We start from the raw sequence: 12588 nt of genomic DNA on the forward strand, positions 1-12588 counted from the left end.
CTACCGTCATGTTTTCGCGATCCCAACTGGTGAGTGCGTGTCTCATGAGCGAACGCACAACGCGACGCTCCATAGACGTTAGATCTGAGCCATCTATAGCCATGTCCTGCTCTTGCCCTACGCACCTTGTTCGGGAGTCTTAACAATCGTCAGGATGGGTGGCACGTCGCCGGGCGCCCGAGACGGTTCAACAAGGACCGCTTCACTACGCAAGGGAGGCACAAGGTGCAATCTCGGGACAAGCCGAACGATTTCCGCAGAGCCGCCGCGCGTGCGCCCATCATTGGAGTCTTTGGTTTTCATGACTGTATCCAGGAACGAGTTGACGAGATGTCAGCTTCACAGACAAAGAATCGGCTGAGCTTTGTGAGTTTGCATACGCATACGATCGCGTGAGCAAAATGCGATGCTTCGAGGTGCATCCAACATCGCAACCGCCTGTGCACGGTGCATGCGCATGAAGGAGAGGCGCACCGTCTTTAGGCTAAATAGATCAGCTTCTCTTTTTCTTACTTGTCGATGGTGGAATCGGCGGTGGATGCCCTGGATGATCCGGATCGCGTCCCGAGAAAGAGGTTTTCGAATAGCGAATCACCTCGATTTCACTCGCCTTATTCCGGGGCTCCACGCTGGAGGAGTAAACGCTATGGATCTGTGCCACCGACAGCGGCTCAACATGGTGCGGCATAGTTGATCGGCCTCTAGGTAGCGAAAGAAACGCTACGCGATGGTGATGGAGCGGATCCTTGCTGGGCGCGAGCAAGGCAACGACTCAGAGGCGAGAGACTATTCGCAGGTGAGATGGCGGGTTCGATACGCACCCGGCACCAGTTGATCATGCGCCCATATCCGTTAAATGGCAATTCGCTGTGGAATCCCTCGCTGATCCGCCAATACCTCCGCGCGCGCTGGTTGGAGCCTCCGATGGCTACCTGGAAAGCAGCACAGCCCGCTAGCGAGGAACGCTGCAAACGGTGGCAAGCGAAGGCAATGAGTTGTAGCAGTAATTTTTTGGAAAAGCACTATGACCGTGAGGTTTCAGTCCAAGTGCGAACATGCGGTTGTATGACAGCACTTTCTAAGAGCAATCGACTGTAATAACAATATTTCGAAAGCAATGACCATGTCACAAAAGGCCGGCTTGCGTCATGGAAAATGAATCAGCCACCCCGACTCACATACATTCACTTTAATTGGAGACGTGCATGAAGCCGCCTTTCTTATCGTGCGTCATTTTTATTTCATTACTCGCAGGCAACACTTATGCGGGAACCATAAATGTAGATTTCACTAAGAACACAGGGACGGTCAATTCCAGGGCGTTTAGCATGGACTCGACCGAATATGGTTCGCCGCACGACATCGTGCATGATCAAACGGTATATAACTTGATCGCTGCGTTGCATTTAGATGCGATGCGCATTGATTTACAGAACGGCAACGGCGTCGCCCCCCAATTAGGCGCCGGGAATACAAGTGGCCTCGGCGATCCGTGGGTGCAAGCCATCGACAAGATGGGCGCGAAGCCGATCATCAGGCTGCATACCATGGGTGAAAACGATAACGGTGCTGATAGCGGAGGCAGTGCAGCTGATGCACAGGCTATGGTAAGCCGCTATACCGCGAACTATGCGTCGTACGGCCTTTCAAAACCCGTCCAGTATTACGTTATCGGCAATGAGACCAACGCCAACGATTCCAGCGGCTCCAATTTCATAGCCTTTGCTTCCGGAATGCGCAGTGCGGCGAATGGCCAGACCATTTATATAGGCGGCCCCGCATGGGGTTGGTATGACGAAGGCACCATGACGACATACCACAACCACACAAAAGGGACTGCCGGAGGTCCCGACTTCCTCGACTACCATCAATACGGCAACGGCGGAAACACCCATATGACGCCGACTCAGTTGCAGCAAGAACTGAATGGCGGAGGCACGGGTGGTGACGTGCAGGAATACGGCACCGTGTCGTATCAGGCAGAAGTAGCCAAGCTGCACGCAGACACCGGGTTGCCCATAGAAGTCGGTGAATGGAACCTCAGCTGGGGGTCCGATCCAGCCCAGGGCCAGCCGTTCAATGCGATCTGGGGCGCCAGTGTGATTGGCAATATCGTCAAAGCTGGCGGTATTTCCATGGAATACGGTGATAGTTCTGGCAGCCTTATGGGCGTTGTCAGCCAGAACGATACGCCGATGCCGCTGTATTACGCCTACTACATGTTTACGGGGGGCGACCTTTTCCAGCATTTTGGAACGAACATGGTACTGACGAGCGTGACTGGAGATACCACCAGCAACGTACAGGGCTCCAATGTTGTAAAGAACAGTACCCTGGAAGTATTCGCATCGAATAACCCGAAAAACATCGTGGTGATTAACAAAGATCCGAACACTACACAGATGGGGACCGTTAGCCTGACCGGCTATGATTCAGGCACCATGAACGTGTGGCAGACCACGGGAAATGCATTGCCTACCCATATCGCAACCAACGTTGCGATTACGAACGGGACGTTTACGTATAGCGTGCCGCCTTATTCGATAACCACCTTCGTACTTGGAAACTAAACGGATGACGGTATTGGCGAGGGCTCTCCCACCATCGTTGTGCAACAGGTGATTACGTCACCGTCGCCATCGGAAGCAAAACGGATCGACGGACCATCCGTCCGGATCGGAGCTCTCGTTCCGCTTAGTCGTCCAGGCTGGGTCGAGGCGGGCCAACACTTGCTTGCCGGCCTCGATCTAGCTGTTCGCGAAGTGAACGACACCGGCGGAATCTTGGGAAGACCACTCGAACTGATGGTTCGAGACACCGCGGCTGATCCACAGAAGGCCATAGCGGCCGTGGATGAATTGGCTGGCCTGGGTGTGGTCGCGTTGGTGGGGGAGTATCACAGCGTCGTCGCACGCGCGGCAGCTGCCCGGGCTGACGCGCTCGGCCTGCCCTTCCTTTGTTCGTCAGCGGTTCTCGACACACTCACCGAACAGCCCACGGATTGGGTCGCGCGCCTCGCGCCGGCACAGTCCCACGGTTGGCAGATCTACGCAGACTTCCTCCTCGGCGCGGGCCATCGTCGAATCGCTGTCGCAACTCAGCCGAGTGTCTATTGGGCATCCGGCACACGCATTCTGCGGGACTACCTCACTCCACGCGGCGGCACCATCCTCGAACTCGACATGCGCGCGCTTGCGCCCACGGCCGTGTGCGACGAAGTGGTCAAGCATCGCGCGACAGCTCTCCTTCTTCTTGTCGGTCACCCGGAGCCGGCGGTGTCGATCGTCAAGTCTGTCCGCCGCGATCCGCGTCTCGCCGAGATATTGATTGGTGCTCCGGCGGGACAACCGGAGTTTGCCGAGTGGGCGACGTTGCTGGGGGACGACGGCATCTCAATCCCGTTCTTGCGCTACATGCCCGAGCAACTCAACTCACTCGGTGTACGAGTCGAAGCGAGCCTTCGCGAGCGACTGGCCGAAGCACCCTCCTTCGTCGCCTTCGAGGGCTACGACACACTCACGGTCCTCGCCGATGTGCTGCGGTCCAACGGCGTGGATCGGACACGCAGTGCCGAGTCCTGGTCGCGTGTTGCCGTCGAAGGTACTCGCGGGAAGATCCAGTTCACACGCACGCCAGGCATCAACGTGTGGCAATGGGCTTGGCCGCCAGTTCAAGTCGTTGACCGCGATCCGAATGAACCCGATCGCTTTCGGATTCTTCACATCGGCTGAAAAGCCCCCGTTCACAACTTTATCCGCGCGAGTATCGTAGATAAGCTCGCACAAACTCTCGGGAGGAGGATGGTATGAGCTTTCAACGGCGCCGATTACTTCAAACCTTGTCATACGCTTTCGGGGCCAGCTTCATTCTGTCCAAGAATAAATCAGCCGTGGCAGCACAAAACCCCACGCAACCAACAAACACGGCTCCGCCTGCGAAGGCAGTTGCCAAACATGAGCCGGCCGGGGCAGACATGGAAAAAGTCGCCGGAATCGGAGGATTGTTCTTCCGAGCCCATGATCCCGACGCATTGGGGCGTTGGTACCTGCAACACTTGGGAATCGCGCTCACACCAACAAGCGAAAACTCACCTGTTTGGCAGCAAGAGGCCGGACAGACTGTCTTCAGCCCCTTCCCCGAAAAGAGTGGCTATTTCGGGGATCCGCACAAGGTCTGGATGGTGAACTTTCGAGTGCATAACCTCGACAAAATGGCAGCCCAACTACGAACAGCAGGCATTGAGGTCAAGGTTGACCCGCAGTCTTATCCCAACGGGCGCTTCGCTCGCTTGCATGATCCTGAGGGAAATCCCATCGAATTGTGGCAGCCTGCATAATTCGACAGCTCCACTGGGTGCTTTCAAAATAAAGTTGTCGCCCAGATCCAAACACAGGGGATAGCGCGTGCGTTCCATTCATTTCATTTCGGGCTTGCCGCGATCGGGTTCCACGCTGCTAGCGGCACTGCTGCGCCAGAATCCCCGCTTTCACGCGAACATGAGCGGCCCGCTGGCAGGCATGGCGAATGCCATGCTTGGCGAAATGAGCGAACGCAACGAGTTTTCGCTATTCATCACCAACGAACAGCGTCGGCGCGTACTGCTCGGCTTGTTTGAAAATTACTACGGTAATGAATTCAAGGCCGAAGTAATTTTCGATACCAGCCGTACGTGGTGTGCGAAGCTGCCGATGTTGTGCGAGCTTTTCCCCAACGTAAAAATGATTGCGTGCGTGCGCCACATGTCGTGGGTCATCGACAGTCTGGAGCGCGTCATCCGGGACAATGCATTGCGCCCCTCTTCCATCTTCAGTTTTCAAACCGGCGGAACGGTCTACAGCCGTGCCGAAGGCCTTGCGAACGGCGAAGGCATGGTTGGGTATGCCTACAACGCCTTGAAGGAGGCGTTCTACGGCGCGCACGCACAACACTTGATGTTGCTGCAATACGAAACGCTGGTGAGCGATCCCGCGAAGGCGATGGCGGCCGTCTACGAATTCATCGGGCAGCCACTGTTTCAGCATGATTTCGATCACGTGGATTTCGACGCGGACGCGTTCGATATACGTGCCGGCACGCCGGGCTTGCACACGATTCGCAAGAAAGTGGCCGCGCCTGAGCGTGCAACGGTGCTACCTCCGGATGTCTTCCGGCGCTTCGAGAACGATGCGTTCTGGTTGAACGCACAAGCAAATATCCACGGCGTGAGAGTGGTTTGAGTCGAGCTATCCCAGCCTGTAAAGGCCGCGTCAACGTCGCATTCAGCGCGTTTTGCGCGAGAAGTTATTGATGCGCTGCGCGACATCCGTCAGGATAGCGTCAGCGTATGGCCCACGATGACAAGCGGTGCGCATAGGCTGATGAAGGTTTACACGCAAGGACATCGCGCATAGGGGTTTTCACCGGCGGTATTTAGCCGCCCGCTTGACGCCGCGATCGTATCCCGCTCCTGCGACACGGCGCATGACAGGGGAAAAATCGCATGAACCGTGTCTATCGACTCGTGTGGAATCGGTCGTTGGCCGCAGTGCAAGTAACTTCCGAACTTGCACGTGCGCGAGGTTCCTCTTCCGGTACGTCTGCAACACGCACTCCGCGACGCCATCCGCTCGCGTTGGCGATCGCCACCTTGGCATTGGCATGTGCAAGCGCGCCCGCATGGAGCCAGACCTGCACGCCCACCGATCCGTCGGGATGTGGCGCGGCGGGCGGTGTTGGCGGACGTCCCGGCCGCAGCCCGACCGGCGGCTCAGGCAACGGCACAGGCGGCGATGCAATCGTCTGGAACCCCAACACCAGCGAAAGCCCCGGCAGCACCGCTACCGCAGGCACCGGCGGCAATGGCGCGAACGGTGTCTTCAACGTCGGCTCGGTCAACATCACTTCTAGCGGCGGCGCGGGCGGCCTCGTGGGTGCAACCGGATCGGCGGGTGTCGTTAGCTCCGTTACCGGGAGCACTGGCGGCGCGGGTCAAGCTGAGTCTGGATCAAGTGTTGTTGGCGGCGGCGGTGGCGGCGGCGGTGCAGGCGTTTATATCAACGATGGCAATTCGTCGCCGATCGTGGGAACTACAACCACGCTTGCTGGCGGTGCGGGCGGCAGAGGCGGTGATGCAACCGCCACGGGTTCCAATGGCAATGCCACCAACGGCGATCCCGGCGGCGGTGGCGGTGGCGGTGCAGGTGCGATCATCGCGTCCGGCGCAGGCGGCGTCTCCCTTATCAACAACGGCAGGATGCTGGGTGGTGCCGGAGGCGCAGGTGGCAACGGCGGCTATGCCGGCAGCGGTGGGGGCGGCGGCGATGGCTTGCTCGTGCTTGGCGCCGGAGCAGCTGTCACCAACAATTCGACTGGCTCGATCATTGGTGGCCTTGGCGGCAATCCCGGCATCTATCAGGACGGCGGGAACTTGCCGGGCGGCTACGGCGGCGGTGGCGCCGGTGTCAATCTCGTCGGTGCGGGTTCGTCGCTCGAGAACGCAGGCACGATCATTGGCGGCAACGCCAGCACGATCTCTCCCATCCCCAGTGCGCAAGATGGCACGCCAGGTGTCGGTGTGCGCGGATGGGGTGGCATTACCGTCGTCACCGACGGCACGATTGCCGGCGGCAGCAACGGGACCGTGCAGGCGGACTCGGTGCTGTTTTCTGGCGGCGGTAACCAGCTGGTGATTTTGTCGGGCGCCATCTTCACCGGGAACATCCAAAGCATCAGCGGCAGCACCAACGGCGGCGACATACTGACGCTGGCCGGTGCCGTCAACGGCTCCATCAATGCGGGATTGATCGTTGGCTTCGTCAGCAATACGAAGATTGGCAATAGCAATTGGACGCTGACGGGTACTGGCAACGCAGCTATCGACTGGACCGTCCAGCAAGGTGAGCTGACCGGCAGCAGCAGCGCCTTCGATGGCAATCTGACGTTCGTAAGCAACGGCCTTGGAACGCCGTCGGTGGATTTCAATCAGGCCACCACCGGCAGCTTCGGCGGTTCGATCAGCGGAGCGGGCGCGCTGATCAAGGATGGTGCCGGCTCGCTCACGCTTACCGGTGATCTATCCACGTTCAGTGGGCGATTCACCATTAACCAGGGCACAGTGGCGCTGAGCAACAACGGCAATCTGCAAAGTGCCGAAATTTCCGATGGCGGCACGCTCGATATCAGCGGTACCAGTGGCAGTACGGCGACTATCGCAGGCATTTCCGGCAGCGGCGCGGTCACGTTGGGCTCGCATACGTTGGTGATCAACAACGCCGCCAACGACAACTTCAGCGGCGTTATCGGCGGCAACGGCGGCGTTACGCTCAATGGCGGTACGCAGACGTTCTCCGGCAGCAATACCTATCTCGGCGGCACAACCATCAACGGCGGCACGCTCTTGGTTTCGTCCGACGCCAACCTCGGCAACAGTAGCGGCGCGGTCGCACTCGGTGGCGGTACGCTGGAAACCACTGCCACTTTCACCACCGCACGCAACTTCGCCCTGATCAACAGCACCGGCGGAACGTTGCAAACGAATGCCAACCTGACGATATCAGGCAACATTACCGGCAACGGCATGCTGACCAAGACAGGTGTGGGTACGCTGACGCTCAGTGGCGTCAACAACTATACCGGTGGCACGACGATCAGCGCAGGCACGCTGCAAGGCGACACCACCAGTCTGCAAGGCAACATACTCAACAACGCTGCGCTGGTGTTCGATCAAACCAGCAACGGCACCTACAGCGGCGTGATCTCCGGTAACGGCACGCTGACCGCGAACGGCACAGGTACGCTGACCCTCGATGGCGTCAACACATCGAGCGGCCTCACTACCGTAGCATCCGGCGCCACACTGATCGTTGGCGACAGCTCGCATACCACGGCGACAGTTGGCGGCGACGTCAGCGTCAATGGCGGCACGCTCGGCGGCTTCGGCACCATACAGGGCAGCGCCATCCTTTCCAACAGCGGCGCACTCACGCCGGGCAATACGCTTACCATCGGCACACTGACCATTGATGGCGATCTTACTGTCGGCAATGGTTCGCAATTGAATTTCGACTTCGGCGCGCCCGGTCCAAACTTCGCCACGCCTGGGCAGAGCGATCACGTGGTGGTGAACGGCAATCTGTCGATCGGCAGTTCCACACTCAACGTCAACAACCTCGGCAGCATGGGGCCGGGTTTGTACAACCTGTTCACCTGGGGCAGCACGCTCTCCATCACCGGTGGCGGTTTTGCGCCGCCCAGCGGCATGTCGCTGCAGATTCTCACTGTCGACAAGCAAATCAATCTGATCGACACCCAAAACCTCACGCTCGACGAATGGGACGCGAACGGTCTCGCCGGGCCGGGCCAGATGGGCGGCGGCAGCGGTACGTGGAGCGTGTCGTCCAACACCTGGTCCGATACCAACGGCCAGTACGTCGGACCGATGGCGCCTCAGCCCGGTTTTGCGATCTTCGGTGGTACGACAGGAACCGTCACGGTGGATGACACCAACGGCCAAGTCAGTGTCACTGGCATGCAATTCGTCAGCGACAGCTACCGCCTGGTGGGCAATGCCATCGATCTGGTTGGACAAAGCGGCGTCGCGCCGGTCATTCGCGTCAGCAGCATCGACACCGCCATCATCGACAATGTGCTGAACGGCACCCATGGCTTGAACAAGACCGACGGCGGCACGCTGGTGCTTACCGGCACCAATCTTTATACCGGCACGACCACGCTAAGCGGCGGCTATTTGTCGGTGTCGTCGGATGCGAACCTGGGCGCGATTAGCAATCCGCTGGATTTCGAAGGCGGTACGTTGGAAATCACCGGCACCACGTTCAATCAGACAACGCGCACGATTATCTGGGGCAACACAGGTGGCGGCTTCGATATCGACGATGCGGCCAATACGTTCACCGTGGCGCAGTCGCTTACCGGCAGCGGCGGCTTGTTGAAGAGCGGCGCGGGCACGCTGGTGCTTGCCGGCGCCAACACGTACCGCGGCGGCACGATCATTGACGCCGGCATCTTGCAGGGCGACACGAGTAGTCTGCAGGGCAATATCACCAACAACGCCACGCTGGTGTTCGCGCAAACGAGCAACGGCAGTTTCAGCGGTGCGATGTCCGGTAGCGGCCAGCTGATCAAAAGCGGCAGCGGCACGTTGATATTGAGCAACACCAATAGTTATACCGGCGGCACCACCATCAACGCCGGCACGCTGCAAGGTGATACCAACAGCCTGCAAGGCGCTATCACTGACAACGCAGCACTTGTATTCAATCAGACCAGCGATGGCACCTACAGTGGCGTGATCAGCGGTAGCGGTAGTCTGACCAAGATCGGCTCGGGCACATTGACACTCACTGGAGCGAACGTCTACCGCGGCGGTACCACGATCAACGCCGGTACGCTGCAAGGCGACACGACCAGTCTTCAGGGCACTATCACCGACAACGCAGCGCTCGTGTTCAATCAGGCTAGCGATGGCACCTATAGCAGCGTGATCAATGGCAGCGGCAGCGTGACTAAGGCCGGCGCAGGCACGCTGACACTTACCGGCGTGAACGTCTACACCGGCGGCACCATGATCACCGCTGGCACGTTGCAAGGTGACACCACCAGCCTGCAGGGCAATATCACTGACAACGCGGCACTGGTGTTCAACCAAACGAGCGACGGCACTTATAGCGGCGCGGTCAGCGGAAGCGGTAACGTGACCAAGATCGGCTCGGGTACGTTGTCACTCACCGGTGCGAATGCGTACACAGATGGCACCACGATCAATGCAGGCACATTGCAAGGCAATACGACCAGCCTGCAAGGCAACATCACCAACAACGCCACGCTGGTGTTCGCGCAAACGAGCAATGGCAACTTCAGCGGCACCATTTCCGGCGGTGGCCAGTTGATCAAGAACGGCAACGGCACGCTGATATTGAGCGGCACCAATACGTATACCGGCGGCACCACGATCAGCGCCGGCACGCTGCAAGGTGATACCAACAGCCTGCAAGGCAACATCACCAACAACGCGGCGCTGGCATTCAATCAGACCACCGACGGCACCTACAACGGAGTGATCACCGGCAGCGGCAGCTTGATCAAAACCGGAACCGGCATGTTGTCGCTCACCGGCGCAAACGCTTATACCGGCGGCACCACGATCAGCGCGGGTACGCTGCAAGGCGACACCCACAGTTTGCAAGGCAATATCGCCAACAACGCGGCGCTTATTTTCAATCAGGCCAGTGATGCCACTTTCAGCAACGTGATCAGCGGCAGCGGCAATCTGACCAAGACCGGCGCGGGCATCTTGGTACTCGATGGCGCCAACACATACACCGGCGGCACCACGGTCAGCGCCGGCACGTTGGAAATTGGCGACAGCAATACAACCAATGCATCCATCCAAAGCGCGGTGAATGTGCAAGGCGGCGGCACGTTGCGTGGTCACGGCACCGTCGTGGGCGATGTCACTAGCGACGGCATCGTGTGGCCCGGCGGCTCGATGGGTACGCTCACCATCCAGGGCAACTACACACAGAACGCCGACGGCACGCTGCAACTCGACGTAACGCCGGCGCAATCCTCAATGCTGAAAGTCAGCGGCAACGCGAGCCTCGCCGGCACACTCGATTTGATCTTCGCACCGGGCACTTACCACACCAGCAAGTTCTCGCTAGTGCAGGCCGGATCACTAACCGGTACATTCGGCACGGTCAATGGCACCGTGCCAGGGCCGGTCAACTCGCAGATCAGTTACAGCTCGACCGAAGCGGATCTGGTGTTGACGACACGCGCGGTGATGCCGCTTGATAGCAGCTTGTTCGGCAACCTGATGCGCAGCGTCAACATCACCAGTCAGCAGGATATGGGCTCGGTGCTTGACGTTGCTTTGATGTCCCGCGACACGCAATGCAGTGCTGACCATGCTCCCTCTATGCAAAATGTCACTACCTCATGTGGTAACGGCGCATGGGCGCAGTACACCGGTTCCACTATTTCGCTCGACGGTTCCAACGGATCGAACAGCAGCACTTTCGGTCTACTGGGCGGTGCGGACTATGCTGTTGGCGATATCGTTCATGTCGGTTTGCAGGCAGGCGTGGGCCAAGTGAACGGCCACGACAAGCTGGGTGGCAACGGCCGCGTCGACGATGTGCACGGCGGAATCTACGCCTATGCCAATGCGGGCCCGATGGTGGTGTCGGCAGTCATCGACACGATGCACAACGATTACCACTTCAATCGCACCACCGGCATAGGCACTGCAACTTCAATGCCGGGCGGCAATATGCTGTCTGCGGCCGTGCAAGCGGCATGGCCGTTGCAGCTCGCACAATGGCAGCTCACACCGAAGATAGGTGCGCTGTATCAGCGGCAAACGCTGGACGGTTTCAGTGAGGCGTTGAACAGCACCAATCCCGACGCATCAAGCTTTCCGGTCGACGGCAAGCGCAGCCGATATAACGCCCTGCAGCCCTATGCAGCCATGGCCATCGAACACAGTTTCGTAGCGCATGGCGTGACCTATGTGCCCGAAGTCAGCTTGGGTTACCGCTACAACACACACAACACGGCGACACCGATCGTACAGGTCACCGCCCAGGACGGCACCGTGTTCGACCTGCCCGGTACGGCACAAGGACGCGGCATGGGCACGGCCGGTGCGCGCATTACAGCTCAAGCCGGCGCTTCGTGGAGCCTGTACGCGGACTATCAGGGATTCTTCGGCAGCCGGCTGCACGACAATGCGCTGAGCTTCGGATTCACCAAGCGCTTTTAAGCGCTTGGTGAATCGCTCTCCTTACTCTGTTCAGCTCTCAAACCATCACTTAAGCCGTGTCAAATAAGCCTTGAACGCGGTGGCCCATGTTTTACCGCCGTCCTGGGAATAGGCAATTTCATAACGATGGGAGTTGGCGGTGATGTCAGACCAAACACCGCGTACCAGAACTGTGCGGCCTTTATAAACCGTCGTGCCGAATAGTTCGCCGCGACCATCCTTGAAGCTGCCGATGGTCGGCGCCTCCATCCCTCCCGAATCGCCATCGACGTACATTTGGCTCCACTGCCCTGCCTTCGCGTTATAAACGAAGAGCGTCGCACCCTCCCAATGTCCATTGGGACCGTCGGCCTCGATTTCCTCAAGCCAAGCGCGTCCATTCCAAACCGGTCGCGTCGTCTTCGTACCGTCCATAGTTACCGTGTGGGTCCCGCCATCGAACGGGTCCAGCACTTGCGTTGCATGTGTATGCCAAGCACCTCGGCAGAAGTCGAAATCATGAGAGCCATCCCGAGGCTGCTGTGCGCTTGCATTCAAAGACGCGCATGCAAGAACACCAACAACCATGACTCCACGTAACAGCAGTTTCCACATCATTGCACTCTCCGAATAACCAACCCAGAGCGAGACTTTAGGGAAAGCATGGACCCGAAGATGGGCCAATTGAAGAAATTTGACTTGGGCCACTTCGCCATTCCCCGTCAAAGTGGCCCGCATGTTTCCCCGAAAGGTGGCGCCGATAACACCGGGCGTAATTGAAATAATGGATTCCATGGTCAATCCATTCATGACCATGCAGCCCGATTTATTCAACGCTTAGGTGC

The 12588-nt window shown here is 58.6% G+C and carries 5 protein-coding genes and 1 pseudogene; 5 read left to right on the forward strand and 1 reads right to left on the reverse strand.

What is annotated here, in order from left to right; translation table 11 throughout:
* The first annotated feature begins 1205 nt into the window (after nucleotides 1-1205).
* The 5 genes and pseudogenes from QQJ86_RS16425 to QQJ86_RS16445 form a co-directional block, all read left to right on the forward strand.
* The gene (locus QQJ86_RS16425) at nucleotides 1206-2570 is read left to right on the forward strand and encodes a hypothetical protein (RefSeq protein ID WP_284322048.1); all 1365 of its coding nucleotides are present in this window, start codon (nucleotides 1206-1208) and stop codon (nucleotides 2568-2570) included.
* Nucleotides 2571-2618: 48 nt separating this feature from the next.
* Nucleotides 2619-3731, forward strand: coding sequence for an ABC transporter substrate-binding protein (locus tag QQJ86_RS16430; RefSeq protein ID WP_284322049.1), 1113 nt, complete (start codon nucleotides 2619-2621; stop codon nucleotides 3729-3731).
* Nucleotides 3732-3805: 74 nt separating this feature from the next.
* On the forward strand, nucleotides 3806-4336 hold the full coding sequence (locus QQJ86_RS16435; protein ID WP_284322050.1) for a VOC family protein: 531 nt from the start codon (nucleotides 3806-3808) through the stop codon (nucleotides 4334-4336).
* A gap of 67 nt (nucleotides 4337-4403) precedes the next feature.
* Nucleotides 4404-5216 carry a sulfotransferase family protein gene (locus QQJ86_RS16440; protein ID WP_284322051.1) on the forward strand — a complete coding sequence of 271 codons (813 nt, stop codon included), beginning with the start codon at nucleotides 4404-4406 and terminating at the stop codon, nucleotides 5214-5216.
* Nucleotides 5217-5491: 275 nt separating this feature from the next.
* Nucleotides 5492-11764 (forward strand): annotated as a pseudogene (locus QQJ86_RS16445) (autotransporter-associated beta strand repeat-containing protein); the annotation flags it as partial.
* 45 nt (nucleotides 11765-11809) lie between these two features.
* Here the strand turns inward: QQJ86_RS16445 and QQJ86_RS16450 are convergent.
* Nucleotides 11810-12538 (reverse strand): hypothetical protein, encoded by a 729-nt coding sequence (locus tag QQJ86_RS16450; protein WP_284322053.1) that lies wholly within the window; start codon nucleotides 12536-12538, stop codon nucleotides 11810-11812.
* Nucleotides 12539-12588: the final 50 nt, after the last annotated feature.

It is taken from the genome of Dyella acidisoli, from assembly GCF_030160295.1.
GTDB classification, from domain to species: Bacteria; Pseudomonadota; Gammaproteobacteria; order Xanthomonadales; family Rhodanobacteraceae; genus Dyella_B; species Dyella_B acidisoli.